This is a genomic window from Streptomyces saintjeani (assembly GCF_055409605.1).
The window spans coordinates 9,346,433-9,373,105 of the sequence record NZ_CP189624.1 but is presented as its reverse complement, the minus strand read 5'-3'; the positions used below and the strand labels follow the sequence as shown (position 1 = coordinate 9,373,105).

The window sequence follows — 26,673 nt, the reverse complement described above, 5'->3', positions numbered from 1 at the left end:
CTACGGCCGCTCCGGGTCCTGGAAGGAGTCGGTTTTCGGCAACCGCCGCAACACCTGGGCGGTGATGGCACGAATACGCCGAACCGACCAGAACGACAGGGCGAAACAGCCCGCTCCTTCTCGGACGAACGCGTGAGGCGCGTCCACCCCGCCGCGCTCCGGCCCGCCGTCCTGGGTCCGGACCTTCGGCACCCGTCCGTCACGGAACGCGACCAGGACGGCATGTTCGTCCCCGTCCAGTGGTCCGTCTCCCGGGACGGCGGCGCCGGACGCTGCGGGAGCCTGGTCACGCTCACCTGTCGGGCGGGGCAGCCTGTTCCGTGCCGCGAGGCGCCCTTCGTGCGCCCGGTGGGGGCCGACCGGCCCTCGCAAGGGTCCGACCGGCCCGTCCGCGGGTGCGGTCCGCCGTCGCACGATGAAGACAGCGGCCGGCCGCGCGGACGCGCTGCGCGAGCGGAGGGCGTCGGCCCGCACCCGCGTCCACCGCGCCCCAGGAGGTGTCCCATGAACCAGCTCTCCCCAGTCCGTGACACCGATGTCCTCACGCCTGGCGGGGCGCTCGCCGAGTCTCCCGGGCGGATCGACGTCACCCACGTCGCGGACCGGGCGTTCGCCCTCTTCGTACGCGACCACGAACTCACCGTGGACGAACCGGTCGAGGAGGGCGGCGACAACGACGGGCCCACCCCGCTGGAGCTCTTCGTCGCGGCGCTCGCCTCCTGCGTCGCGTCGGACGCGACGCGCTTCCTGCGGCTCCTGGAGCAGCCGTACGAACACCTGCGGGTCAGGGCCGATTTCACGCTCGCCGACGCTCCGGCACCGCGCATCGCGGCCGTCCGCCTGCGCGTCCTGCCGCCGGCGCCTCTCACCGCGGTCCTGAACCAGGGCCTGCGGGCCGTCATCGACCGCTGCGCCGTGCACAACAGCCTGTGGGCTCCTCCCGGGATCACGGTCGAGATCGGCTGAGGCCGGGACGTCGGGTCCGGTCACCTCGTGCGTGTCCGACCAGCGCGCATCGCGGGGGGCGTGCCGTGAGGATGTCACCGTCCCGTCCCTGAGGAGACGGCCGCCCTCCCTGTGAGTGCCGGCCCCCTCGGCCGTACGGGGATCCCCTCCGACGACGACGTCGTTCCCCGTCCCGACCGGTGCGGACCCGGCACCGGGGTGGGCGGCTCACTCCCCTTCCCGAGAGACCGCGCGTCTCACGGGCACGTCTCCCACCGTTTCATCCCGGGCGGCACCGGAGCATGGGCCGAACGGCTCACTTGCCGGTCCGAAGGGCCCACTTCCCCCACGCGCGCGGCAGTGAGGGGGAGGGAGGAGGGAGCCGACTTCGGCCTCTTCGGGGCCGGGCACCTCACCGTGCGCAACGCCGCCATCGGCACCACCCTCGCCGGGCTGCTCATCGCCGGCGGCGCCCGGTTCCGGCGCGAGGTGCCGCGCTTCCTCTCCGGTCTGTCCCGCAAGGTCACCGACCGGGCGGCCGTCCTGGCTCCCGCCGTCGGCGGTCACCGCAGGAGGTTCAGCGGGACCGTGTCCTCGATCACCGGGCGGCCGTCCTTGGGCGAGTTCCAGTACGCGGTGAGCGTCCCGGCGCCGGAGCGGGCCGCCTTGTAGGGGATCGTCACGTCGAACGTGCCGCGGGTGCCGGTTCCGGAGGTGGCCGTGACCCGGACGTCGGCCGCGGTGTGCTTGGCGGCGTCGGTGAACTTCAGCCTGAGCGTCCCCTCGAAGGTGTTGGCGCTCCCCCACACCCGGACCGGGGTGCGGACGGTGTCGCCGATCAGCGGCGACTCGACCAGGACGAGTGGCGCGAGGTCCTCGAAGTCGGCGCGGCCCACGGGGTGGTCGAGGACGATGCCCTCGCCGCCGAAGACCGTCACCGGCTTGCCGTCGAGGGCGAAGCCGACCTTCTGGATCGACGGGAAGCGGGTCGCGGTGAACACGACCTGCGCGAGCCGGGCCCGCATGGAGAGGCTTCCGCCGCCGTCGTCGTACCGGCCCGTCAGATCGACCGTGGCGACGTGCCGGCGCACCACGACGGAGCGCAGCCGGGTACCGGCCGGTATGGCGGTGGTGCGGCCGTGGTCGCGTTCGTAGCGGTCGGGGCCGACGAGGAGCGCGCGCAGGGCGCCGGCCGCCGTGGTGGGCATGGCCACGGTGCGCGGGGCGGGCGAGACCTGCTCGCCGTGCAGGAAGTACACCGAGGTCCGGATCGGGTGTGGTCCGGTTCCGGGGTGCATCGGCATGCCGAAGCCGCCGGGCGTCCCGACGGCGCCGGAGCACCCGGGAGTGCCGCGGCCGTACAGGGAGCCGGAGCTGCCGGTCACTCCCCCGCTCGTGCCGTCCGTGTTCCCGGTGTTCCCGGTGTTCCCGGCGGACGTCCCGGCGGTGCTGTTCCCGCACGCCGTCGCCAGGGACGCCGTCAGCGCGACGGCCGTGGCGAGGAGCAGTGAACGGTGGATCCGGCGCGTGGCCGGCTTCGCGGTGCTCATGACGGTCTCCTCCCGACGGTCCCATCCGACACCTCTCCCCCAGGCACTCCAAGTGCCGGACGGGCAGGGGGCGTTGGTCCGTACGGCTCTTTCCCGGGGTCCCTCCGTACGGCGGGAGAGGACCGTACGGCCCCTGCCGGGCGCCGCCGTCGGCGGCCCAGGGTGGCCTGGGCACACCGTGCACGGCGCTGTGCGCGGGAACGGAGGGGGAAGGCCATGGACGTCCTCGTGGGATACGCGACCGCGCACGGCTCCACGCGGGAGGTCGCCGAACGGATCGCGTCCCGGCTGCGCACGGCGGGGCTGAGCGCCGAGGCCCGGCCGGTGGAGTCGGTCGACGACGCCGACGCGTACCGGGCGTTCGTCCTCGGCAGCGCCGTGCACGGCCAGGCGTGGCTGGTGCCCGCGCGGGACTTCGCGTACGACAACCTCGGTGTCCTGGCCGCGCGGCCCGTGTGGCTGTTCAGCGTCGGGATGCCGGCCGCGCTGCGCGGGCCGTGGCGGCGGCTGGGGCCGAAGGAGATACCGCTGATCCTCGCGGCACTCCCCGGCGAACTGTCGTACCGGGAGCACCGGTTGTTCTCCGGCGTCGTGTCACGTGACCAGCTGTCGCGCGTCGGGCGGCTGCTGTTCCACCTCCTGGGCGGCCGGTTCCGTGACTACCGGGACTGGGAGGCCGTCGAGGAGTGGGCGTCCGGCATCGCCGATGAGCTGGGGCAGGGGTCTGCGGGCCGGTGACGGTCGGAGGGTGAGGAACGGCCATCCCCCTGAGGGGGACGGCACACGCCTTACGAGGAGGACCCGTGTCCGAGAACGAGCGGATCGACCTGGCGTCGTGCCCCGGGCAGGCGAGTCCGGCCGCAGCGTTCGAGGGCGTCGCGCTGAGCGACGGCGTCCGCGAGACCGGGGTGGACGGCTTCGCCCTCCTGCGTGCGCGCGACGCCAACCCCTTCAGGCTGCGGGCCCTGCGACCGGTCAACCGGCGACCGCTCGGCGGGCAAGACTCGTCTCACCCGGGAGCTGTGCGAGCGGATGACGGGGCTCGGCTGGGTGGCGGGACCGCTCGCACCCCTGGCGAAGCCGGAGGACGTCGTACGCCTGATGGACCTGGACGAGGACCGGCTGATCGTGGTCGACGACGCGGACGGCAGGGTCGGTGAACTCGACGTCCTGCTCCGGCACCATGGTGACGCGGGGAAGGTCCGGGGGCTGGCGACCAGTCGGCACGAGGGCCGGTGGTGGCCCGCCTTCCAGCACCGCTACGACGAACTGGCGGAGAACGAGCCGCACCGGCTCCGCTCTCCCGGCACGGCGGAGCGCGAGGACCTCTGCACGAAGGCGTGCCGGACGTTCCTGAGCCGCAGCGCGAAGCCGAGGTGGACGCCGGACTTCCGCAGCCGTCTGCGGACCTCGCCGACTGTTTGTTCGTCCTCTGTTCCAGGTGCGTATCCACGGCCGCGGCGGTCAAGGAGCCGTCACCGCCCCGGAGTTGTTGTCGGTGGCGGCCTTCGACGAGGGCCGCCACGCACAGGCGTTCCCGAGTTTCGGCTCGGAGTGCACCGGCGCGCCGGTGACGGCGTTCTGCCGGATCGACGACCGGCCGATCCGGGTGCGTGAACCGGTCACCCGGCCCGACGCGATCGTCGTCCAGGACACGACGCTGCTGCACCAGGTGGACGTCTTCGAAGGGGTGCGCCCCGGTGTCGCCGCCCTGGTCAACTCCCCGCTGGACACCCGTGAACTGGGCCTCGACGCGCTGTCCTGCCGGGTCCCCACCGTGCCCGCGACGGCGCTCGCCCTGCGCCGTATCGGCCGCCCGGTGCCGAACGCCGCCCTGCTGGGCGGGCTGGCCGCGCTGGCCGGCTGTGTCGGGATCGACGCGCTGACCGAGGCGATCCGCGACCGTTTCCCGGGCCGGCTGGGTCCGGCCAACGCGGACGCCGCCCGGGAGGCGTACGCGCTCGTGCGCAACCTGTGTGAGGAGCACTCCCATGCTGAAGCAGACTGAGGGGTCGCGCGCGGTCGCCGAGAGCGTCGCGCGCTGCCGGCCCGAGATGGTCGCCGCCTATCCGATCTCCCCGCAGACGCACATCGTCGAGGAGCTGAGCCGGCTGGTGAAGTCCGGTGCGGTGGACCCCTGCGAGTACGTCACTGATCGAGGACGTCCGAGTGCCCTGCCGCCATTACTCTGTGGCCATGTCCAACACCATCCGTGTCCGATTCGCCCCGTCCCCGACGGGCATGTTCCACGTCGGCGGCGCTCGATCCGCCCTGTACAACTGGGCCGTCGCGCGACAGCAGCAGGGCCGGTTCGTGCTCCGGATCGAGGACACGGACGAGGCCCGGAACCGGCCGGAATGGGTGGACGGCATCCTGAACGCGCTGTCTGCGATCCACATCAACGCCGACGACCCCACGTTCGAGGGACCGTACTTCCAGTCCCACAACACCGAGGGCCAGCGTGAGGCGGCGCTGCGGCTGTTCGGTGAGGGGAAGGCGTACTACTGCGACTGCACCCGCGAGGAGTTGACCGCGCGGACGGGTTCGCAGCATCTGGGGTACGACGGCTTCTGCCGGGAACGCGCTCTGGAGTACCGGGAGGGGCGGGCGCTGCGCTTCCGTACGCCGGACGAGGGCGTCACCGTCGTCGAGGATGTCGTGCGCGGGCGCACCGAGTTTCCCAACGTGGCGATCGAGGACTTCGTGATCGCACGCGGGACCGGGTCTCCGGTGTTCGTCCTGGCGAACGCGGTGGACGACATCCGCGAGGGCATCACGCACGTGATCCGCGGCGAGGAGCACCTGTCGAACACGCCGAAGCAGCAGCTCCTGTGGGAGGCGTTCGGGGAGCGCCCTCCGGTGTGGGCGCATCTGCCGGTGATCGTGAACGAGAAACGGCAGAAGCTGTCCAAACGGCGGGACAAGGTGGCTCTGGAGGACTACCTCGCGGAGGGGTACCTGCCCGATGCGCTGGTCAACTACCTGATGCTGCTGGGCTGGGGGCCGGGTGACGACGTCGAGATCCGGCCGTACGAAGAGCTGGAGAAGCTGTTCCGGCTGGAGGACGTGAACAAGTCGTCCGCGTTCTTCGACGTGAAGAAGCTGTCCGCGTTCAACGGGGAGTACATCCGGGCGCTGCCTCTGGAGGAGTTCGTCCGGGTGTGCCGACGCTGGCTGGAGGCCCCGTACGCAACGTGGGCTCCGGAGGCTTTCGACGAGGGCGCGTGGCGTGCGGTGGCGGAGCTGGCGCAGACCCGGATCACCGTGCTGGGCGAGATCACGCGGTACGTCGACTTCCTGTTCCTCGACGTCCCCGTGGAGGACGAGGCGTCGTGGACGAAGGCGATGAAACCCGGCGCCGCCGAGATCCTGGCCTCCACCCGGGCCCGCTGGGCCGAGGTGGAGTGGACCGCCGCCGCGCTGAAGGCCGGGCTGGAGGAGGCCGCCGTGGAGCACGGGCTGAAGCTGGGCAAGGCACAGGCCCCGGTACGGGTGGCGGTCACCGGCCGGACCGTGGGCCTGCCGCTGTTCGAGTCCGTCGAGGTGCTGGGGCGGGAGCGGACGCTCGCGCGGATCGACGCGGCGTCGGCGAAGCTCCAGGCGGGATGAACGCAGACGAGCGGCCCCCGCCTGGGCCGGGTCCGCTCGTCGGTTGTGTCGTCAGCGCAGGTCGACGAGGCGGTGTGCGGTGGCGGTGGGGGTCGCGGACATCGACCACAGGGGGCAGATGGGAATGGTCCGCTGATCGCATTCGGTGCTGACGAGGGTGCGCTGGAGGTGGTCATAAGCGGCGCAGCCTCCTCCGCAGACGCTCGCGTGGGTGCAGCTCCGGCAGCCGGGTGCGGTGTTGCTGACGAGGGTCAGTTCGCTGCGGCCCTGGTGGAGACGGGGGCGGATCGCGCCGTTGTGCCACGTCCCGCAGTGCAGGTCGGTGTCGAAGAACGCCGAGCAGATGTAGACGCGGTTGTCGGGGAAGATCGCGAGGCGTTCGAGGTTGCGGGCGGTGCATCCGCGGTAGCCCTGGGCGTTGATCTGCGGGAGCTGGTCGGGGGTCGCGAAGGCGGGTGGGTAGAAGACGCGGACACGCAGGCCGACGGCGTGCCGGCGGATGTCCTGGCACAGCTCCATCCATACGGCGGGCGGAAGTGGAGGTGCGGGGCGGTCCTGCCGAGCCCGGTGGGGGTGAAGTAGTGGAAGGAGATCATCTCCAGGCCGATGCGGTCGGCGAGGTCGATTTCGGGCAGGACCAGACCGTGCTGCTCGTGCAGGCGGGTCATCAGCCCCACCATGCGGCGTACGGCGACGAGGTAGGGCTTGACGCTGGTTGTCTGAGAGCCCAAGTGACAGTGCAGGCCGGTGAGTTCGAGCTGCGGCTGGTCGAGTATCCGGGCGTTGGCGTGCTGGGCGTAGCCGTCGGAGACGGACAGGCCGAACCTCTGGTCGTCCGTACCGGTGCGGATCTTCTCGTGACCGCCGGCTCTGATGCCGGGTACGACCCTGACCATCACCCTCTGGCGCCCGTCCGGCCCGACAGCGGCGGCCAGCCGGGCGATCTCCGAGGGGTTGTCGATGACGATGCGGCCGACGCCCAGACGCAGAGCGGCGGCCAGGTCGCGGGGTGCCTTGGCATTGCCGTGCAGTGTGATCCGCTCAGGAGGGAAGCCCGTGGTGACCGCGAGCTCCAGTTCGCCGGCGGAGCAGACGTCGAGGCCGAGGCCCTCCTCGTCCATCCAGCGGGTCATCGCCCGGCACGGGAACGCCTTGGCCGCGTAGAGGACTTCGGCATCGGGGAAGGCGTGCCGGTAGGTGCGGCAGCGGTCGCGGACCTCGTTCTCGTCCAGGACGTAGACGGGGGTGCCGAAACGGTCGGCGGTCTCCGCGAGCGGTACGCCGCCCACGGCCAGGTCGCCCGGACGGGGCTCGGCGGTCGAGGCCGGCCACACGGACAGTTCGGCGGAGGTGGAAGGGACCGTGGGTTCGTGAAGGGTTGTCATCACCTGTTCTCCTCTCAGCCGATCCGCAGGGCCGGGGCGTTCGGGGTCAGCTCGGGGACGGCGGAGTCGACCGGTGCGGGCGCCGATGCGGTGAACTGGGGGTCGACGGTGACGGTGGTGACGCCGAGCGGTGCGGTCAGTGCGCGCAGCGCGGACTCGGCGAGACGGATCCACGCCTGGTCGGGACCGAGCGTCGCGGTCAGCTTCCGCAAGGAGGTGAAGCCGACAGCCGTGCGATCACCGAGAGGTGTGCGGAAGAGCCGGGCCGCACACCGTGAGGGGCCCGGCCGGACCGGAACGAAAAGGGGTCCGGCCGGGAACCGATCGGCGGGCTCGGGGTCTTCGCCGTACTGGAGTTCTTCCATGGGATACCTCCGGAAGGAGCTGAAGCGCCCCGGACGCGGGGAGGCGGTCCGGGGCTCACCGACGACGCTATCCCCGCCACTCCGACGAGCGGACCCTCCTGACGGGATGCTGACGGCGATCGGGGCGACGTTGACGGGATGCTGACGTGCCTGGTGAGCGGCCCGGGCCGGAGCCGTCAGAGGAGCGCCAAGAAGTAGCCCGCGGACTGTTCGGACCATCCGTTACGGAGTGGGATGGATGCCGTACCGATGAGGATCGTCGGCGGGGTTCGACCGCCGACGTGTGGCGAAGGGTGACGTGATGTCCGGGTCCGACGCGTGTTCGGCCGCTCGTGTCGTGGTCGGAGTGAGCGGCTCTCCGGGCAGTCTCACCGCCCTGCGCCGGGCCGCCGACGAAGCCCGGCGCAGGGGTGCCGAGCTGTGGCCGGTGCTGGCCTGGGAGCCGCCCGGCGGAGGTCTCGCCGCACGGCGTTCGCCGGCCGCGTCCTGCTTGATCGAGGAGTGTGAGCGGTCGGCGCGGGAGAGGCTGGTCGTGGCGCTCCGTGACGTGTTCGGCAGTTCGGGCACGGGACTTCCGACATACGCCCTCGTGGCCCGGGGTGCCCCTGGCCGGGCGCTGGTCGGGATCGCGGGCCGCGAGGGCGACCTCCTCGTCGTCGGCGCCGGGCATCGCGGCCGTCTGCACCGCGCCCTGTGGCCTTCGGTCAGCCGCTACTGCCTCGCGTACGCCACGTGTCCCGTTCTCGCCGTGCCACGGTCGCCGTTGGAGGCCGAACTGGCTGCCGCGCACCGCAGGAACGTCTGGCGGCTGCGGCTGGACACCGGGCACGTCGAGAAGGAGTTCGAGAGCGTGCCGCCCGATGCCTGAGGCCCACAGGCATCCGGTATCGGGCATCGTCCTTCAGGACGTGGCCGCGGCCGGGAGATCCGGCTGCTCCGGTTGCTCGGGCCGGCGCTCCGGTGCCGTCGGCACGCTGAGCACCATCGTGAGGCCGCCGCCCGGTGTGTCCTCGGCGGCCAGAGTGCCGCCCATGGCCTCGGCGAAGCCACGTGCCACCGCCAGTCCCAGGCCGACCCCGGCACCGCGAGGGGAGTCGCCATGGCGCTGGAAGGGTTCGAAGATGCGGTCCTTGGCCTCGTCGGGGACTCCCGGCCCGCGGTCCACCACCCGCACCTCGACCCGGTCCGCGATGGCACTCGCCGACACCAGCACCTTCTCCTCCCCCGGGCTGTACTTGACGGCGTTCTCCACGACGTTGGCGACGGCCCGCTCCAGCAACCCCCGGTCCACGTGGACCATGGGCAGCGTCTCCGGGACGTCCAGCTCGACGCTGTCCTCCGGTACTCCGCCGAGCGCCATCGGCACCACCTCGTCGAGGTCGGTCTCACGGATGATGGGGGTGACCGTGCCGGTCTGCAGGCGGGACATGTCCAGCAGGTTGCCCACGAGTTGGTCGAGGCGGTCGGCGCCCTCCTCTATGGCCTCCAGCAGATCCGCCCGGTCCTCCTGCGACCAGTCGACGTCGTCGGAGCGCAGGGAGGTGACGGCAGCCTTGATCCCGGCCAGCGGGGTACGGAGGTCATGGCTGACGGCGGCCAGCAGCGCCGTGCGGATGCGGTTGCCCTCGGCCAGTTCCTTGGCCTGGTCGGCCTCGTGCTGGAGTCGGCTCCGGTCCAGGACGACGACGGCCTGGGCGGCGAACGCGGCGAGCACGCGGCGGTCGGCGGCCGGCAGGACCCGTCCCGACAGGGCCAGGGAGACATGGTCGCCGATCGGCACGTCGACGTCCGCGTTGTCGGGGTTCTCAGCGGGCCGGGGCCCCACGCTGCCCGCGCAGGTCCAGGAACCGAGTTCACCGGCCCGCTCCAGCAGCGCCGCCGACTCCATGCCGAAGGTCTCCCGCACCCGCTCCAGCAGCGCCTCCAGGCTGTTCTCGCCACGCAGCACGCTGCCCGCGAGGAAGGACAGGATCTCGGACTCCGCACGGAGCCTGGCCGCCTGGTGGGTCCGCCGGGCGGCCAGGTCCACCACGGACGCCACCGACACGGCGACCCCCACGAAGATGGCGATGGCGACGATGTTCTTCGGGTCGGCGATCGTCAGGGTGTGTATGGGCGGGGTGAAGTACCAGTTGAGCAGCACAGAGCCCACGACCGCCGAGGCCAGCGCCGGGAAGAGTCCTCCGAGGAGTGCCGCCGCCACCGTCAGGGCGAGGAACAGCAGCATGTCGTTGGCGAGACCCACATCCGGGGTGGCGGTGGTCAGCAGGAGGGTGAGCAGGACGGGGCCGAGCACGCCGACGAGCCAGCCCCAGATGATCCGCGACCGGCCGAGCCGCGCTCCCCGGGCCACCGGGAGCCCGCGCCCCTTGCCCGCCTCGTCGTGTGTGATCAGGTGGACGTCGAGGTCGGGGCCGGACTCGCGGGCCACCGTGGCGCCGACGCCGGGCCCGAAGACGTACTGCCAGCTCCTGCGCCGGGAGACACCCATCACGATCTGGGTCGCGTTGACCCCGCGGGAGAAATCCAGCAGAGCCACCGAGACGTCTTCGCCGACGACATGGTGGAAGGTGCCGCCCAGGTCCTCCACCAGGGAGCGCTGCACGGCCAGTTCCTTCGGCGAGGCGGCGGTGAGGCCGTCGCTGCGGGAGATGTAGACGGCCATCACCTCACCGCCGGCGCCCTTCTCCGCCAGGCGCGCGGCTCGGCGGATCAGCGTCCGCCCTTCCGGCCCGCCGGTCAGGCCCACGACGATCCGCTCCCGAGAGCCCCAGATCGTCGACACCTGGTGCTCGCTGCGGTACTCGGTCAGGTACTGGTCGACGCGGTCCGCCACCCACAGCAGTGCCAGTTCACGCAGAGCGGTCAGGTTGCCCGGCCGGAAGTAGTTGGACAGAGCCGCGTCGACCTTGTCGGACTTGTAGATGTTGCCGTGCGCCATCCGCCGCCGCAGCGCCTGCGGCGACATGTCGACCAGCTCGATCTGGTCGGCCCGCCGTACGACCTCGTCCGGCACGGTCTCCCGCTGCCGTACGCCCGTGATCGACTCGACGACGTCGCCCAGCGACTCCAGGTGCTGGATGTTGACGGTGGAGACGACGTCGATCCCGGCCTTGAGGAGTTCCTCCACGTCCTGCCAGCGCTTGTCGTTGCGGGAGCCGGGGATGTTCGTGTGCGCGAGTTCGTCCACCAGCGCCACCTGTGGACGGCGTGCCAGTACCGCGTCGACGTCCATCTCGGTGAAGGTGGCGCCCCGGTACTCGATCTCCTTGCGCGAGATCTGTTCCAGTCCGTGCAGCATCACCTCGGTGCGTGGCCGGTGGTGGTGCTCGACGAAGGCCACCGTGCAGTCGGTGCCCCGCTCGACGCGTCGGTGCGCCTCGGAGAGCATCGCGTAGGTCTTGCCGACGCCTGGTGCCGCGCCGAGGTAGATCCGGAGCTTGCCGCGTGCCATGTCATCCCTCGTAGCGGTAGCCCATGCCGGGCTCGGTGATCAGATAACGGGGGTGGGAGGGGTGCTTCTCCAGTTTGCGGCGGAGCTGGGCCATGTAGACCCGCAGGTAGTTGGTCTTGTTGCCGTTCGTGACTCCCCAGACCTCCTGGAGCAGGTACTTCTGGCTGACCAGCCGGCCGGGGTTGGTGATCAGGATCTCCAACAGGTGCCATTCGGTCGGGGTCAGCCTCACGTCCCGCCCGCTCCGCACGACCTTCTTGGCGAGCAGGTCGACGGTGAACTCGTCGGTCTCCACCAGTGACGTCCCGGGAACGAGCGGTGCGTCCTCTGTGCGCCGGACGGCTGCCCGCAGCCGGGCCAGAAGTTCGTCCATGCTGAAGGGCTTGGTGATGTAGTCGTCGGCGCCGGCGTCGAGGGCGGCGACCTTCCCTTCCGACGCCTGCCGGGCGGACAGCACCAGGATCGGTACGCGGGTCCAGCCGCGCAGTGCCTTGATGACCTCGACGCCGTCCATGTCGGGCAGGCCCAGGTCGAGCATCACCACGTCGGGCTGACGTGTGGCCGCCAGCCGGAGGGCCGTGGTGCCGTCGGGCGCCGTGTCGACCCCGTACTGGCGTGCCTGCAGGTTGATCACAAGGGCCCGTACCAGCTGCGGGTCGTCCTCCACCATCAACACCCTGGTCATGGGTGTACGCCTTTCGTTTCGTACGGGCGGTCACGAAGTCCGGGAGCGTCACGGGATCCAGGAGCACCAACCGGCGTCATGGCGGAGTCGGCGGAGCCAGGACGTTTTCCCGGCCGCCGACTCCCGCACGGATCATCGCGTAACGGCATCAGCTCTGCTTCGCCACGAGTGCCTTGAGCCCGATGTTGAGTTCGAGGACGTTCACACGCGGCTCGCCGATGAAGCCGAGGGTGCGGCCGTCGGTGTGGTCGTCGACCAGCTTCTGCACCTGGGTGACGGTCAGTCCGTTCTGCTCGGCGATCCGGTGGACCTGGAGGTGGGCGTACGCCGGGGAGATGTCCGGGTCGAGGCCGGAGCCGGAGGACGTGACCGCGTCGGCGGGCACCTCGGAGGGCTTGACCGTGTAGCCGGCGACCGAGTTGTCCTTGACGACGGCGGCCTTGGCGGCGGTCACCCAGTCGATGAGATCCTTGTTGTCGCCGGAGCGGTTGGTCGCGCCGGAGAGGATCAGCTTGTACTGGGTGTTGACGCTGTTGGTGCCGAGGCCGTTCTGCGGGCGGCCCTGGAACCACTTCAGGTCGGGGGCCGGGGTCTGCTCGCCCTTCTTCAGCGGCAGGTTGTACGACTGCCCGATGAGGGACGAGCCGACGACCTTGCCGTCCGACTTGATCTCCGAGCCGTTCGCCTTGTCGTTGAACAGCCCCTGCGCGATGCCGGTGACCACCAGCGGATAGACGACACCCGTGACCAGGGTCAGCACGAGGAGGGCACGCAGGCCCGCCCAGAGCAACCGGGCCGTGTTCGTAACCGAGTTGTTCATGGGATCAGCCGATTCCGGGGATGAGGGAGATGAGCAGGTCGATGATCTTGATGCCGATGAAGGGGGCGATCAGCCCGCCGATGCCGTAGACGGTGAGGTTGCGGCGCAGCATCTTGTCGGCGCTGACCGGCTTGTACTGCACGCCTCGCAAGGACAGCGGGACCAGCGCGATGATGATCAGCGCGTTGAAGATGACGGCGGACAGGATCGCGGAGTCCGGCGAGGCCAGGTCCATGATGTTGAGCTTGTCCAGGCCCGGGTAGACGGCCGCGAACAGCGCCGGGATGATCGCGAAGTACTTCGCGACGTCGTTGGCGATCGAGAACGTCGTCAACGCGCCCCGGGTGATGAGGAGTTGCTTGCCGATCTCGACGATCTCGATCAGCTTCGTCGGGTTCGAGTCGAGGTCGACCATGTTGCCGGCCTCCTTCGCGGCCGACGTGCCCGTGTTCATGGCGACGCCGACGTCGGCCTGGGCCAGGGCCGGTGCGTCGTTCGTGCCGTCGCCGGTCATCGCGACCAGCTTGCCGCCCGCCTGCTCGCGCTTGATGAGGGCCATCTTGTCCTCGGGGGTGGCCTCCGCGAGGAAGTCGTCGACGCCCGCCTCCTCGGCGATGGCTCTGGCGGTCAGCGGGTTGTCGCCCGTGATCATGACCGTCTTGATGCCCATCCGGCGCAGCTCGTCGAACCGCTCCCGCATGCCCTCCTTGACGACGTCCTTGAGGTGGATGACACCCAACACCCGTGCCCCGTCGGCGTCTTCGACGGCCACGAGCAGCGGGGTGCCGCCCGCCTCGGAGATCCGGTCGGTGAGCGCGCCGGCGTCCTCGGACACCTCACCGCCCTGTTCCCGGACCCAGGCGACGACCGATCCGGCCGCGCCCTTGCGGATCTTCCTGCCGTCGACGTCCACGCCCGACATACGGGTCTGGGCGGTGAAGGCGATCCACTCGGCGCCGGCCAGCTCGCCCTGGTGACGCTCGCGCAGCCCGTACTTCTCTTTGGCGAGTACGACGATCGAGCGGCCCTCGGGTGTCTCGTCGGCCAGCGAGGACAGCTGGGCAGCGTCCGCGACCTCCGCCTCGGTGGTGCCGCTCACCGGCACGAACTCCGACGCCTGCCGGTTGCCGAGCGTGATCGTGCCCGTCTTGTCGAGCAGCAGGGTGGAGACGTCCCCGGCGGCCTCGACCGCCCTGCCGGACATGGCGAGTACGTTGCGCTGGACGAGCCGGTCCATGCCCGCGATGCCGATCGCGGAGAGCAGCGCGCCGATCGTGGTCGGGATGAGGCACACCAGCAGCGCCACCAGCACGACCATGGAGAGGTGCGAGCCCGCGTAGTCCGCGAACGGCGGCAGAGTGGCCACCGCGAGCAGGAAGACGATGGTCAGCGAGGCGAGCAGGATGTTCAGCGCGATCTCGTTCGGCGTCTTCTGCCGGGCCGCGCCCTCGACCAGGGCGATCATGCGGTCGATGAAGGTCTCGCCGGGCTTCGTCGTGATCTTGATGACGATCCGGTCGGACAGCACCTTCGTACCGCCGGTCACCGCGCTGCGGTCACCACCGGACTCGCGGATCACGGGAGCGGACTCCCCGGTGATGGCCGACTCGTCGACGGACGCCACACCCTCGACGACGTCACCGTCACCCGGAATGACGTCACCGGCCTCGCACACCACCAGATCGCCGATGCGCAGCTCGGTGCCGGGCACCTGCTCCTCGGACTTCCCGTCCGAAGTCAGACGCCGCGCGACCGTGTCGGTCTTGGCCTTGCGCAAGGTGTCGGCCTGGGCCTTGCCCCGGCCTTCGGCGACCGCCTCCGCCAGGTTGGCGAAGATCACGGTCAGCCAGAGCCAGGCGCTGATGGTCCAGCCGAACCAGTCGCCCGGGTCCTTGAAGGAGAAGACCGTCGTCAGGACCGAGCCGACGAGGACCACGAACATCACGGGGGACTTGACCATCACCCGCGGGTCGAGCTTGCGGCAGGCGTCCGGCAGCGACTTGACCAGCTGCTTGGGGTCGAAGACACCCGCGCCGACCTTGCCTTCGTCCTTGTGGCCGGTCGGCACATCGCTGTGCGGCGCCCGGGTCGGGGTGGCTGTGGACATCGTGTCCTCTTGCTTCTCTGCGCGGGTGGTCATGACGCCAGCCCCTCGGCCAGCGGTCCCAGCGCGAGCGCCGGGAAGTAGGTCAGACCGGTGATGACGAGGATCGCGCCCACCAACAGACCGGTGAACAGCGGCTTCTCGGTCCGCAGGGTGCCCGCGGTCGCCGGTACAGGCTGCTGCTCGGCCAGCGAACCGGCCAGCGCGAGGACGAACACCATCGGCAGGAAGCGGCCCAGGGCCATCGCCAGGCCCAGGGTCGTGTTGAACCACTGGGTGTCCGCGTTCAGCCCGGCGAAGGCCGAACCGTTGTTGTTGGCGGCCGACGAATACGCGTACAGGATCTCGGAGAAGCCGTGCGCCCCGCTGTTGGTCATCGAGTTGCCGGGCGTCGGCAACGCCATCGCCGCCGCCGTGAAGACGAGCACCAGGGCCGGGGTGATCAGGATGTAGCAGGCCGCGAACTTGATCTCACGGGTGCCGATCTTCTTGCCCAGGTACTCGGGCGTACGGCCGACCATGAGCCCCGCGATGAACACCGCGATGACCGCCATGATCAACATGCCGTAGAGGCCGGAACCCGTACCACCCGGCGCGATCTCGCCCAGTTGCATGCCCAGGATCGTGATCCCGCCGCCGAGCCCGGTGAACGAGGAGTGGAAGGAGTCCACCGCCCCCGTCGAGGTCAGGGTCGTCGACACCGCGAAGATCGACGAGGCGCCGACTCCGATGCGCTGTTCCTTGCCCTCCATCGCCCCGCCGGCGATGTCGAACGCCGGGCCGTGGTGGGCGAACTCCGTCCACATCATCAGCGCGACGAAGCCGACCCAGATGGTCGCCATGGTGGCGAGGATCGCGTAGCCCTGCCTGAGGCTGCCGACCATCCGGCCGAACGTGCGGGTCAGCGCGAACGGGATCACCAGCAGCAGGAAGATCTCGAACAGGTTGGTGAACGGCGTGGGGTTCTCGAAGGGGTGCGCGGAGTTGGCGTTGAAGTAGCCGCCGCCGTTGGTGCCGAGCTCCTTGATGGCCTCCTGCGAGGCGACCGCGCCCCCGTTCCACTGCTGCGACCCGCCCATGCTGTGCCCATTGAAAAACTGCCCGACCTCGTGAATGCCGGAGAAGTTCTGGATCACGCCGCACGCGACCAGCACGACCGCGGCGACGACGGAGAACGGCAGCAGAATGCGTACGACACCACGCACCAGGTCGGACCAGAAGTTACCCAGCTCACCGGTGCGCGAACGGGCGAACCCGCGTACGAGAGCCACCGCGACGGCGATACCGACAGCGGCGGAGACGAAGTTCTGCACGGCCAGACCGGCGGTCTGCACGACGTGGCCCATGGCCTGCTCGCCGTAGTAGGACTGCCAGTTGGTGTTGGTCACGAAGGACACAGCGGTGTTGAACGCCTGGTCCGGGTCGATCGCGGAGAAGCCCAGCGAGCCGGGCAGGACGCCCTGGAGCCGCTGGAGCAGGTAGAGGAACAGGACGCCCACGGCGGAGAAGGCAAGGACACCGCGCAGGTACGCGGGCCAGCGCATCTCCGTGTCCGGGTTGGCACCGATGCCCTTGTAGATCCACTTCTCGACACGCCAGTGACGGTCGGAGGAGTAGACCTTGGCCATGTAGTCGCCGAGCGGGACGTAGGCGAGACCCAAGGCCACGATCAGGGCGAGCAACTGGAGGATGCCGGCAAGCACGGGACCCATGACGTTCTCAGAACCTCTCCGGGAAGATCAGGGCGAGGACGAGATAGCCCAGCAGGGCGACGGCCACGATCAGGCCGACGACGTTCTCGGCGGTCACAGCTTCGTCACCCCCTTGGCGGCGAGAGCCACCAGCGCGAACACCGCGATCGTGGTGACGACGAAGGCCAGGTCGGCCATCGAGAACTCCTGGAGTGAGGTTCTGCGAACAGGGACGATTAGAGGAAAGCGTCTCTTTGGCCGGATCGGACCGCACCTTGACGGCCCTCTTACGGCGGCGCCCACGGCTTTGACGGGACTCTTACGGCGGCGATCCGTACCGTGGTGGCGGCCGGTGATCCGGCTCACAGCAGCCGGAAGCGCAGTCGACAGATCACCGCGTCCGTCTCCCGCCGCACGGCGTGCGCGACGACTCCGCCCCGCTGGTTCTGCAGCAGCCGCTGCCACAGCCGTTGCGGTTCCGTCTCCGGGATCAGGACGGTGACGCGGGTGCCCGGCTCGGTGGCGGCCACCTCACGGACGTAGGCGGCTATGGGGCGGCCCAGACTGCGCCGCTCACTGGTCAGGCGGACGAGGGGCACACCCGGGTCCCACTCGGCCCAGGACCGTTCCAGGACGTGCAGTGCTGCCCGGTCCTCGGGATCCGGGTAGCAGACGGTGACCGCGCGGACCTCGTCGCCGAGGGAGGAGGCAGCCGTGAGCGCCTCGGAGGTCAGCCTGGACAGCGACGAGACGGGCACGATCACCAGCGAGCGCTCGCGGTGCGGGGCCTCGGGTATGCGCCCGAGGCCGAGTCGTTCGCCGATCCGGCCGTAGGCGCGGTGCACGGTCTCCAAGGCGACCACGAGCAGCGGCAGGGCGATCACGATCAGCCACGCGCCCTCCATGAACTTCTCCACCGTGACGACGACGGTCGCGACACCGGTGAGCAGCGCACCGAAGCCGTTGAGCGCCGTCTTGCCCTGCCATCCGCTCCCCCGCTCCCGACGCCAGTGCCGGACCATGCCCACCTGGGCGATCGTGAACCCGACGAACACGCCGATCGCGAAGAGCGGGACCAGGGTGTTGGTGTCGCCGCCGGAGAACACCAGCAGCGCGGCGGAGACAGCGGCCAGCGCCAGGACGCCGTGCCGGTGGACCTGGCGGTCGGCCTTGAGGGCGAAGACGTGCGGCGCATAGTTGTCGCGTGCGAGCAGTTTCAGCAGCACCGGAAGCCCGCCGAAGGACGTGTTCGCCGACAGGGCGAGCAGGATCATCGTCGCGAACTGGATGACGTAGAAAGCCCAGTTGTGGCCGAGGGAGGCGTCCGCGAGCTGGGCGAGAACAGTGACGCCCTCGACCGGCTGGAGATGGAAGCGGCCGATGAGCACCGACAACCCGATGAGCATCACGCCGAGGACGGCGCCGAGAGCGACCTCCGCGCGCTGCGCCCGCTTCGCGCGCGGGACGCGGAAGGAGGGCACGGCGTTGGCGATGGCCTCCACGCCGGTCAGCGCGGCGCAGCCGGAGGCGAAAGCTTTCAGCAGGAGCAGCGCCCCCACGGTCGAGGCGTTGTCGGCGAGCGCCGAGGCATGACCGGCCGCCGTCGCCGTGCTCACCGGCTCGGACCGGAACAGCCCGACGACGATCAGCACGAAGATCGAGCCGACGAAGACAACCGTCGGCACGATGAACACCCTTGCCGACTCCACGATGCCCCGCAGATTCACGCCCGTGACCAGGGCGAGAACGGCCAGGCACAGCCACAGCCGGTCGTCGTAGAGGGCCGGGAAGGCCGAGGTCAGGGCGGCCACACCGGCGGTGACGGCCACCGCGACGTTGAGGACGTAGTCCAGGACCAGCGAGGCCGCCGCGACCAGGCTGGTGCGGGCGCCCAGATGCGTCTTGGCGACCGCGTAGGACCCGCCACCGTCCGGGAAGGCCGCGATCACTTGGCGGTACGACGCGACCAGCACCGCCAGCAGACCGGCGATCGCCAGCGTCACCGGCAGCGTGAAGCCGAGCCCGTGCGCACCGGCGGCGGCCAGCACGAGGACGATCGCCTCCGGGCCGTACGCCACCGAAGCCATCGCGTCCAGCGAGAGGGCTGCCAGGCCGGTGACGGCGGTCAGCCGATGGCGTTCGCCGGTATCAGGCGGCTCCTCGCCGGCGGGGACGGCGTTCGGCTCGGTGGTCAGGACGGACATGGGTGTGCGCTCCTTCTTCAGGCCGCGCACGGGGACCGAGGAGTGCGCGGTGCACTCCAGGTTGTGTCCCGTTCCCGTCGCCTCCGACTGCTCCTAGCGGCATCTTCGCGCCCAGGCAGCCGACTTTGACGGGACCTTGACGGCCGTGTGATCCCGGCAACGGATATCAGTCACGGTCAGGACATCGAAGACCGCTGGAGATACGTCAGGACCGCATCAAACCGGCTGTCACCAGCCCTCCCCCTCCCTGTCGTCGTCGGCATGGCACGCCACGGAGCCGGCGAGGGTTGGTTGTCCTCACGCCGTCCGCTGCTTGGACGGCGCCTCCCAGCGGCTTCTGCTGCCGCATCTCCCGGCGCGTCGACCGCGGGACCGCCCGCGCCGTATTCAGGGTCTCCGGCCTGGAGTGAGCTCCGGGTCTGCCCGGATGGCCGGACCCGGATCGAGCATGAAGTGGCCCGGGTGCGGCCGTTGCCATGGACACCTGGCCGTACTCACTCCGCCGTCACGGTCCGGTCCGCGAACGGCAGCGACACGACCATGGTCAGACCGCCGCCGGGGGTGTCCTCGGGGGCGAGCGTCCCGTTCATCGCCTCGGTCAGGCCGCGGGCGAGCGCCAGCCCGAGGCCGAGGCCGGTGGTGTTGTCGGTGTCACCGAGCCGCTGGAACGGCTCGAAAAGCCTCTCCCGTCCGTCGGCGGGAAGACCGGGCCCCCGGTCCACGACCCGCAGCTCCACCCGGCCTGCCAAGGCACTGGCGGTCACCAGCACCTTCTGTCCCCCGGGCGTGTGGCGGGCGGCGTTGCCGACCAGGTTGGCGATCACCCGCTCCAGCAGCGGCGGATCGGCCCACATCGCCGGAATCTCCTCCAGGTCCGCCACCTCGACGCCTGGGGTGTCCGCGAGCGCCATGGGGAGCACCTCCTCCAGCGTGGTCGCGCGCAGGTTCAGGGTGAGGGCGCCGGCCTCCAGCCTGCTGAGGTCGAGGAGGTTCTCCACCAGTCGGCTGAGCCTGGCCATGGATTCGTCGGCGGTGGCGAGGAGTTCGTCACGGTCCTCCGGCGAGAACTCGACGTCCCGGCTGCGCAGCGAGGTGACCGCGGCCCAGCCCGCGGCGAGCGGGGTGCGCAGGTCGTGGCCGACGGCCCGCAGCAGCGCCGTACGCATCCGGTCGGCTGCCCTGACCGGTTCGATCTCGGCGGCGGCCTCGGCGAGCCGCGCCCGTTCCACCGCGGATCCGACGTGCGCGGCGAACGCGGCCAGCACCCGCCGCTCGGAGGACGAGAGGGTACGGCCGCCCAGGACGAGATACGCGCCGGAACCTGCCGGAACGGCGGTGACGCCGTCGGCGTCGGGCGGCTCGTCCACCAGCTCCGCCGACTCCATGCCGAAGGTCTCCCGCGTGCGCTCCAGCAGCGCCGGAATGGTCGCGCCACCGCGCACGATGCTGCCGGCCAGGGACGACATGGTCTCGGCCTCGGCGGTGGCCCTGGCCGACCGGCGGGACAGGCGCAGGGAGCGGTCGACGACAGCGGCGACAGTGGCCGCCACGACCGCGAACACGCCCAGGGCCAGCAACGCGTTGGGATCGTCCAGCGTGAACTGCCCGATGGGCGGAATGAACCAGTAGTTGAGCAGCAGCGACGCCGTCACCGACGCGATCACCGCGGAGGCGACCCCGCCTATGCAGGCGACCCCCACCACGGCCAGCAGGAACAGCAGCGCCTCGCTGGTCAGGTTCACCGTCCCCCGTACCTGTGCGAGGACGACCGTGAGCAGCACCGGCAGCACCAGCCCGGCCACCGGACCCGCGATCAGCCGGCCCGTCGACAGGGTGCGCCGCCGGGACGGGAGCAGGGTCCCGCGCCCGGCCCGCTCGTGCGTGACCCGGTGGACGTCGATGTCGCCGGACAGTTCCGTCACGGTCTCGCCCGTGCCGAGGCCCGTCAGGAAACGCTCCAGGCGGCCCCGGCGGCTGGTGCCGAGGACGAGCTGGGTGGCGCTCTCGGCGCGGGCGAACTCCACCAGCGCGGTGGCGACGTGGTCGCCGACGACCGAGTGGTAGCTGCCGCCGAGGTCCTCCACCAGCCGCCGCTGCCGGGCCAGCGAGGCGTGCGACACCCCGGCCGCGAGACCGTCGCTGCGCGCCACGTGCACGGCGAGGAGATCGCCCCCGGCCGCCCGGTCGGCGATGCGCGCGGCCCGCCGGATCAGTGTGTCGCCCTCCGGGCCGCCGGTCAGGGCCACCACAACCCGCTCGCGGGTCTCCCACACCCCGCCGATGCCGTGCTGGAAGCGGTACTCCTGGAGCGCCTCGTCGACCCGGTCGGCCACCCACAGCAGGGCCAGCTGCCGCAACGCGGTGAGGTTGCCGGGCCGGAAGTAGTTCGCGAGGGCCGCGTCGACCTTCTCGGGGGCGTAGACGTTGCCGTGGGCCATACGGCGCCGCAGGCCCTCCGGGGGCATGTCCACCAACTCGACCTGGTCGGCCCGGCGTACGACCTCGTCGGGTACCGTCTCGTGCTGCGGCACCCCGGTGATCTTCTCGACCACGTCGTTGAGGGAGGTCAGGTGCTGGATGTTCAGCGCGGTGACGACGTCGATGCCCGCGTCGAGCAGTGTCTGGATGTCCTGCCAGCGCTTGGGGTTGCGGCCCTCTCCGGGGACGTTGCTGTGGGCGAACTCGTCGACGATCGCGACCTGCGGGCGGCGGGCCAGTACCGCGTCGACGTCCATCTCCTGGAACTGTCCGCCACGGTAGGAGCAGCGGGCACGGGGGACGACCTCCAGGCCGTCGAGCATCGCCTCCGTGCGGGGCCGGCCGTGGCACTCGGCGAAGCCCACCACCACGTCCGCCCCGCGGGCGGCGCGGCGCCGCCCCTCGTCGAGCATGCGGTAGGTCTTGCCGACTCCGGGGGCTGCCCCGAGATAGACCTTCAGTCGTCCGGGCCGTACGTCACTCATCGCCGCCGACGCACTCCGCTCACTGGTTCAACTCCCTTGCGCAGAAGGGATCCTCCCCCTACACAAGCGCCTTCGCGGGCCGGAAGAGGGTGTCGTTAGCGCTTCCTTGTCGCTGGTCATGAGGACCTTGACACTGTCTTGACGTGCGGGGGCCCGATAGGGTGAAGGCGGTGTGCCGGGAAGTCTGGTCGGCGGGGAGTCACGGTGTCTCCCGTTCAGGGTCCAGGGAGAAGGCATGCGCGGCGTAGGGACGGTTCTCGCCCTCGTGGTCCTCGCGACGGTGGTCTCCACCTTCGCCCGCCGGTGGCGCATCCCCGCGCCCTCCCTGCTCGTGGTCGCCGGCCTCGGCGTGGCGCTGCTGCCGGGCACCCCTCAGATCGAGATCAGCCCCGACATCATCGGCCTCGTCGTGCTCCCGCCCCTGCTCTACGCCTCGGCCGAGGAGATGCCCTGGCGGGAGCTGCGCGCGGTGTGGAAGCCGGTCGGGATCCTCGCCATCGGCCTGGTCCTGGCGTCCGCCGCGGCGGTCGGCGCGGTCGCGGCGCTGGTGACGCCGCTGTCGTGGCAGATGGCGTTCGTACTGGGCGCGATCCTGGCCAGCACGGACCCGGTCGCCGTCACCGCGCTGGGCAGACGACTCGCCCTGCCGCCCAAGGTCCAGGTCCTCGTGCAGGCGGAGAGCCTCTTCAACGACGCGACCTCCCTGGTACTGGTCCGGGTGGCGGCGGGCATCGCCGTGGCGTCCGCGGCCTCCGGCTGGGGCGCGGCGGGCGGCGAGTTCCTGCTGCTGGCCGGCGGCGGCACGCTGATCGGCGCGGCGGTCGCGGGCGTGGTCGCCCTGATCCGCCGCCGCACCGAGGAACCGGTACTGGAGACGGTGATCGCCCTGGTCACCCCGTACGCTGCCTACCTGCTGGCGGAGGCGGCGCACACCTCGGGAGTGACGTCGTGCGTGGTGGCCGGTGTGGTCCTGGGCGGCCGGGGCGACCGTCTCACCACCGCACGCATCCGGCTCCAGCTGCACGCCGTGTACGGCACGGTGGTGTTCCTGCTGGAGAGCGTGGTCTTCAGCCTCATCGGGCTGGCCCTGCCCGCGCAGGTGCGGGCTCTGGACGACGGAGACCGGACCTGGCCGCTGTACGCCCTGGCCGTCGCCGCCACACTGGTCGCCGTACGCATGCTGTGGCTGGCCCCGCTGTCGGCGGTCGTGCAGCGCAAAGGCGGCATCACCCGTATGAACTGGCGGATCCCCGTGGTCCTGACCTGGGCGGGCACCCGAGGGGTGATGCCGCTGGCCGCCGCCCTGTCCATCCCTGAGATCGCGGAGAACGGCAGCGCACTCGCGGACCGGCCGCTCGTCCTCGTCCTGACCACCTCGGTCGTGGTCGTCACCCTCGTCGTTCAGGGCTTCACACTCGCCCCGGTCGTCCGCCGCTCCGGCATCGCCCTGGAGCCCGCCCACACCGCGCGCGAGGAGGCGGAGGCCCGCTCCCGCCTCGCCCACGCCGGCCTGGCCCGGCTGGAGGAACTGGCGGAGCTGGAGGTCGTACCGGACGTCGTCCTCGACCGGCTCCGCCGTGGCCTCGCAGCCCGCCTCGACGACGCCCGCGACCGCCTCGCCCCGCAGGACAACGACGGGACCGCGACCGAGTCCGCCGACCTGGTCTACCGCCAGCTGCGCCGCGACCTGATCGCCGTCGAGACGGGCGAACTGCAGCGTCTCTACGACGACCACGCCATCAGCGACACCACCCGCCGCCGGCTGCAGCGCTCCCTGGACCTGGAGGAGACCCGGCTGGCGGACGCGTAGCGCTGCGCGGGGAGAGCTGCGGTGTGACGCCGTCGTGGCCGGTCGTGCCCAGCGGTGGAGCCGCACGTCGGTACGCCCTGCGCTCCTTCGGGGTGCTGCCGAGCCCGCATACCCCCTGACGGAACCCGGCCGGCCGGGGCCGTAGTCCGAGGAGGGTAAGAGCAGCCCTGACAGGCAACAGCCCGCCCGCCCTGAGGAGCAGGCCGGTGACCGCCGAGCGGCCCGTGTCGACCGAGGCCGTGAAGTGGGCACGGTTGATGTCGGTCGAAGTCGCGCCGGTGGACGGCGCAGGTCTCCACAGTCTTCTCGGCAGCGGCCCGTTCACCGGGAAAGGTGATGTTGTCGAGCTCGCGCCGGAACTCTCCGGTGAAGCGCAGGTCGTCGTGATCGGACCCGTACGCCTGCCATGTGGTGGCGGGTTCGGAGTCGTACGTGGACAGCGTGGCGCCCTTCAGACCGTACCGCTGCTGCGACTTGGCGAGAAAGGAGGCCGCGTACCGGCTCTCGTCGGCATTGGCGTCGTGGGCGACGGCCCGTGCGCGGGAGAGGGCGACGACCGAGTCGAAGGCGTCGCGCCGGGCACCCCGCGGCTGGACGGCCGTCGAGGTCAGCAGCTGGGCTCCGAGGATGACCACGGCCGTGAACCGGGCGGAAAGAGTGGATCGGGCGGCGCTGGACCGCGCGCCGAACGCCTCGTCGTCGGAGGAGACCGACGTCCCTGCCACCGTGGTGCCCGTCGTCTCCCTGAGCGGCGACGGCGAGAGTACGCAGGTCGTGCCCCATCTCGCGGCGGGCGTCACCGTAGAAGGAGACAGCCTTCTCGTACGGCGTCCGCAGGCGCCCTTTGCCCGCGTCACCGTCGGCCGGCAGGATGTTGGCGGCCTGTGCGTCCATGTCGTTCAGGGCGAGATCGAGGTCGGCCACGCTGGTGGTCCGGGGCACGTCGCGGTCTGCCACGCTGCTCCAGGTACTCATGGCCGCGACTCCGGCGAGCGTCAGCAACAGAGCGAGGGCGGCAGCGAGCAGGACCGTGGCCGCGCGGGCGCGGTGGCCCGGTAGTGGCGGCGCAGAGCGGCCCACGCTGGGACAGCGGGGCCGTGTGCGCCACCCGCAAGGGAGCCGCCCAGGAGGTGATCGAATGAGTGCGGATGTACGGTGGCGAAGTCCCGCCCGAGGCACGGCATTTCGCCGATTCGGTGGCCGCATCCGGCGGTTCGCCGCTGCTGGTGGCCGTGCACGACTGGGACGGAGCACGTGTCCTCGGCCTGATCCACCTCAGGGACGTGGTCAAGGACCACATCCGCGAACGCTTCGACGAACTGCGCCGCATGGACATCCGCACGGTCATGGTCACCGGTGACAACCCGCTCACGGCCCGCGCCATCGCCGAGGAAGCGGGCGTGGACGACTACCTGGCCGACGTCGGCGTTGCCATGAACACGGGCATCTCGGCCGCCAAAGAGGCCAGGAACATGGTCGACCTCGACTCGAACCCGACCAAGCTCGTCGAGCTCGTCGAGATCGGCAAGCAACTCCTCATCACCCGGGACTGGAGCACCTGAACGATCATCTTCAACGCCCTGATCGTCGTGGCCCTGATCCCGCTCGCACTGCGAGGCGTGCGCTGTACGCCCGCGTCGGCGCACGACCTGCTGCGCCGCAATCTGCCGCTGTACGGCCTGGGCGGGCTGACGGTGCCCTTCCTCGGCGGCAAGCTGATCGACCTGCTGGTCTCGGGGGTGCCGGGCCTCGGCTGAATTCACCCCGCACCCTGCCGCCCTGCGCTGCTCGGGCCGAGCTGTCAAGGACACGTATGCCCACGTCAGAGGGGCGTCAGGGACCGGGCGCCAGGCTTGCCACCGCTCTGCGGTACGGCTTCCATGGTTGACGTGAACAGCGCCTGGCTCCGCTTCGACCGGCCGCCGAGTCCCGCTCGGCCGTCCAGTCCTGCGCCGCGCTGTGCGGGAATGCCCGCGTCCGTGTCCCACTGACGCGTTCCGCATCCTCCGGGGCGCCGTGACTCCCGTCCGGCGCCCCGCCTCGTTCCTCCACCCGCACGCCCGCCGCCCCTGGCCGGGGCCTCGTCCGCGTGCCGTCGACCCCGGATCGGATCATGTCCTACTCCATGCTTTCCTCCCGTACCGTGCTCGTCACAGGCGCTGCTTCCGGCATCGGTCAGGAGACCGCCCGGCAGCTCGCCGAGCGCGGCGCCACCGTACTGCTGCACGGCCGTACCGCTGAGCAGGCCCGTACAGCCGCTGACCGGCTCATCGCCACCACGGACGTCGAGGCCGGCCAACTGCACACGTACGCCGCCGACTTCGCCCACCTCGGCGAGGTAGAGACCCTCGCCCGCAAGGTCGCCGCCGAGCACCCGCACCTGGACGTGCTCGTCAACAACGCCGGCATGGCCGCGCCCGAGCGCCACACCGTGACCGCCGACGGCAACGAAGTCGCCTTCCAGGTCAACTTCCTCGCCCACTATCTGCTCACCTGCCTGCTCGAACCGGCGCTCACCAGCGATCCTGGCGGTCGCGTGGTCAACGTGTCGTCGGCCCTGCACCGCACCGGGTCCATCCAGTGGTCCGACCCCAACCGCACCCGCCGCTATACCCGCGTCGCCGCCTACGCCCAGTCCCAGCTCGCCCTCACCGTGTTCGCGGCCGACCCGCGAGTCACCGCCGTCTCCGTGCACCCCGGCGTCTGTGACACGGCGTTGCTGCCGCTGTACGCCCACAAGGGCATGTCGCCCGCCGAGGGCGCGGCGAACGTGGTCCGGCTGTGCGACCCGGCCGTGGAGATCGTCAACGGCGCCTACTACGACCGTGACACGCGCGTCGCACCCGCCCCGGCCGCGACCGGGGACCGTACCGTCAAGCGCCTGAACAAGCTCGCGGACCTGCTGGTCAGCCGCAGCGCTGCCTGAAACACCCACCCGTACCGGAAGGAGAGTCGACACCCGTGTCCGAGCTCCGGGATGCCTCGATGAGCATGCCGGGGCTCCCCCCACGTCAGCCTCGCGTCAGTCGGTCTCCGGGTCCGGCGCCGCAGGGTCGCCGCAGGCTCACTGCCCCGGCGAGATCCGCCG

22 protein-coding genes and 1 pseudogene are annotated in these 26,673 nt (G+C 70.9%); 10 read left to right on the top strand and 13 right to left on the bottom strand.

Features of this window, described 5'->3' with window-relative positions; translation table 11 throughout:
* The first annotated feature begins 504 nt into the window (after positions 1-504).
* Both ACQCO7_RS42060 and ACQCO7_RS42055 read left to right on the top strand, forming a co-directional pair.
* Positions 505-966, top strand: a complete 462-nt coding sequence (locus tag ACQCO7_RS42060) for an OsmC family protein (protein ID WP_464076778.1) — start codon at positions 505-507, stop codon at positions 964-966.
* A 339-nt stretch (positions 967-1,305) separates the two neighbouring features.
* Positions 1,306-1,617 carry a hypothetical protein gene (locus tag ACQCO7_RS42055; RefSeq protein ID WP_464076777.1) on the top strand — a complete coding sequence of 104 codons (312 nt, stop codon included), beginning with the start codon at positions 1,306-1,308 and terminating at the stop codon, positions 1,615-1,617.
* Here the strand turns inward: ACQCO7_RS42055 and ACQCO7_RS42050 are convergent.
* The gene (locus tag ACQCO7_RS42050; protein WP_464076776.1) at positions 1,509-2,495 is read right to left on the bottom strand and encodes a GerMN domain-containing protein; all 987 of its coding nucleotides are present in this window, start codon (positions 2,493-2,495) and stop codon (positions 1,509-1,511) included. The two genes, ACQCO7_RS42055 and ACQCO7_RS42050, sit on opposite strands and share 109 nt — an antisense overlap.
* Positions 2,496-2,711: 216 nt before the next feature.
* On the opposite strand from ACQCO7_RS42050, the gene ACQCO7_RS42045 reads away from it, so the two are divergent.
* Positions 2,712-3,233 carry a flavodoxin domain-containing protein gene (locus tag ACQCO7_RS42045; protein ID WP_464076775.1) on the top strand — a complete coding sequence of 174 codons (522 nt, stop codon included), beginning with the start codon at positions 2,712-2,714 and terminating at the stop codon, positions 3,231-3,233.
* Positions 3,234-3,470: 237 nt separating this feature from the next.
* On the opposite strand, the gene ACQCO7_RS42040 is transcribed toward ACQCO7_RS42045, so the two are convergent.
* Positions 3,471-3,785 carry a hypothetical protein gene (locus tag ACQCO7_RS42040; protein ID WP_464076774.1) on the bottom strand — a complete coding sequence of 105 codons (315 nt, stop codon included), beginning with the start codon at positions 3,783-3,785 and terminating at the stop codon, positions 3,471-3,473.
* 151 nt (positions 3,786-3,936) lie between these two features.
* Between ACQCO7_RS42040 and ACQCO7_RS42035 the strand changes: the two genes are divergently transcribed.
* Positions 3,937-4,503 (top strand): 2-oxoacid:acceptor oxidoreductase family protein, encoded by a 567-nt coding sequence (locus ACQCO7_RS42035; RefSeq protein ID WP_464076773.1) that lies wholly within the window; start codon positions 3,937-3,939, stop codon positions 4,501-4,503.
* 233 nt (positions 4,504-4,736) lie between these two features.
* The gene (gene gltX, locus ACQCO7_RS42030) at positions 4,737-6,104 is read left to right on the top strand and encodes a glutamate--tRNA ligase (RefSeq protein ID WP_464077430.1); all 1,368 of its coding nucleotides are present in this window, start codon (positions 4,737-4,739) and stop codon (positions 6,102-6,104) included.
* A 51-nt stretch (positions 6,105-6,155) separates the two neighbouring features.
* On the opposite strand, the gene ACQCO7_RS42025 is transcribed toward gltX, so the two are convergent.
* The 3 genes from ACQCO7_RS42025 to ACQCO7_RS42015 are packed head-to-tail and all read right to left on the bottom strand — an operon-like array spanning position 6,156 to position 7,854.
* Positions 6,156-6,449, bottom strand: a complete 294-nt coding sequence (locus ACQCO7_RS42025; RefSeq protein WP_464077429.1) for a hypothetical protein — start codon at positions 6,447-6,449, stop codon at positions 6,156-6,158.
* Positions 6,356-7,489: a diaminopimelate decarboxylase family protein gene (locus tag ACQCO7_RS42020; protein WP_464076772.1), complete on the bottom strand. Its 1,134-nt coding sequence runs from the start codon at positions 7,487-7,489 to the stop codon at positions 6,356-6,358. Before ACQCO7_RS42020 ends, ACQCO7_RS42025 begins: the two co-directional genes overlap by 94 nt.
* A gap of 14 nt (positions 7,490-7,503) precedes the next feature.
* Positions 7,504-7,854, bottom strand: coding sequence for an SAV_915 family protein (locus tag ACQCO7_RS42015; RefSeq protein WP_464076771.1), 351 nt, complete (start codon positions 7,852-7,854; stop codon positions 7,504-7,506).
* A 301-nt stretch (positions 7,855-8,155) separates the two neighbouring features.
* Here ACQCO7_RS42015 and ACQCO7_RS42010 point away from each other — a divergent pair, with 301 nt between their 5' ends.
* A complete protein-coding gene (locus tag ACQCO7_RS42010) occupies positions 8,156-8,722 on the top strand; it encodes a universal stress protein (protein ID WP_464076770.1) in 567 nt (188 codons plus the stop codon).
* A gap of 33 nt (positions 8,723-8,755) precedes the next feature.
* Here ACQCO7_RS42010 and ACQCO7_RS42005 read toward each other — a convergent pair whose 3' ends face one another.
* The 8 genes from ACQCO7_RS42005 to ACQCO7_RS41970 all read right to left on the bottom strand — a co-directional run bounded on the left by ACQCO7_RS42005 (position 8,756) and on the right by ACQCO7_RS41970 (position 21,775).
* Positions 8,756-11,308, bottom strand: coding sequence for a sensor histidine kinase (locus ACQCO7_RS42005; RefSeq protein WP_464076769.1), 2,553 nt, complete (start codon positions 11,306-11,308; stop codon positions 8,756-8,758).
* 1 nt (position 11,309) lies between these two features.
* Positions 11,310-11,993, bottom strand: a complete 684-nt coding sequence (locus ACQCO7_RS42000; protein WP_464076768.1) for a response regulator — start codon at positions 11,991-11,993, stop codon at positions 11,310-11,312.
* Between the two features lie 148 nt (positions 11,994-12,141).
* Positions 12,142-12,813, bottom strand: coding sequence for a potassium-transporting ATPase subunit C (locus tag ACQCO7_RS41995; protein ID WP_464076767.1), 672 nt, complete (start codon positions 12,811-12,813; stop codon positions 12,142-12,144).
* A gap of 4 nt (positions 12,814-12,817) precedes the next feature.
* Complete coding sequence (gene kdpB, locus ACQCO7_RS41990; RefSeq protein WP_464077428.1) at positions 12,818-14,920, bottom strand: potassium-transporting ATPase subunit KdpB; 2,103 nt, start codon at positions 14,918-14,920, stop codon at positions 12,818-12,820.
* A 29-nt stretch (positions 14,921-14,949) separates the two neighbouring features.
* Positions 14,950-16,629: a potassium-transporting ATPase subunit KdpA gene (kdpA, locus tag ACQCO7_RS41985; protein ID WP_464076766.1), complete on the bottom strand. Its 1,680-nt coding sequence runs from the start codon at positions 16,627-16,629 to the stop codon at positions 14,950-14,952.
* 7 nt (positions 16,630-16,636) lie between these two features.
* Entirely contained in the window at positions 16,637-16,726 is a 90-nt protein-coding gene (kdpF, locus tag ACQCO7_RS41980; RefSeq protein ID WP_018566520.1) for a K(+)-transporting ATPase subunit F, read from the bottom strand.
* A 244-nt stretch (positions 16,727-16,970) separates the two neighbouring features.
* Positions 16,971-18,812, bottom strand: coding sequence for an APC family permease (locus ACQCO7_RS41975; RefSeq protein WP_464076765.1), 1,842 nt, complete (start codon positions 18,810-18,812; stop codon positions 16,971-16,973).
* Positions 18,813-19,306: 494 nt separating this feature from the next.
* A complete protein-coding gene (locus tag ACQCO7_RS41970) occupies positions 19,307-21,775 on the bottom strand; it encodes a sensor histidine kinase (RefSeq protein WP_464076764.1) in 2,469 nt (822 codons plus the stop codon).
* 235 nt (positions 21,776-22,010) lie between these two features.
* Between ACQCO7_RS41970 and ACQCO7_RS41965 the strand changes: the two genes are divergently transcribed.
* From ACQCO7_RS41965 to ACQCO7_RS41950, 4 genes and pseudogenes are all read left to right on the top strand, one after another.
* Positions 22,011-23,585 (top strand): Na+/H+ antiporter, encoded by a 1,575-nt coding sequence (locus ACQCO7_RS41965; RefSeq protein ID WP_464076763.1) that lies wholly within the window; start codon positions 22,011-22,013, stop codon positions 23,583-23,585.
* A 441-nt stretch (positions 23,586-24,026) separates the two neighbouring features.
* Positions 24,027-24,644 carry a hypothetical protein gene (locus tag ACQCO7_RS41960; RefSeq protein ID WP_464076762.1) on the top strand — a complete coding sequence of 206 codons (618 nt, stop codon included), beginning with the start codon at positions 24,027-24,029 and terminating at the stop codon, positions 24,642-24,644.
* Between the two features lie 50 nt (positions 24,645-24,694).
* Positions 24,695-25,342 (top strand): annotated as a pseudogene (locus tag ACQCO7_RS41955) (HAD family hydrolase); the annotation flags it as partial.
* A 356-nt stretch (positions 25,343-25,698) separates the two neighbouring features.
* A complete protein-coding gene (locus ACQCO7_RS41950; protein WP_464076761.1) occupies positions 25,699-26,511 on the top strand; it encodes an SDR family NAD(P)-dependent oxidoreductase in 813 nt (270 codons plus the stop codon).
* Positions 26,512-26,673: the final 162 nt, after the last annotated feature.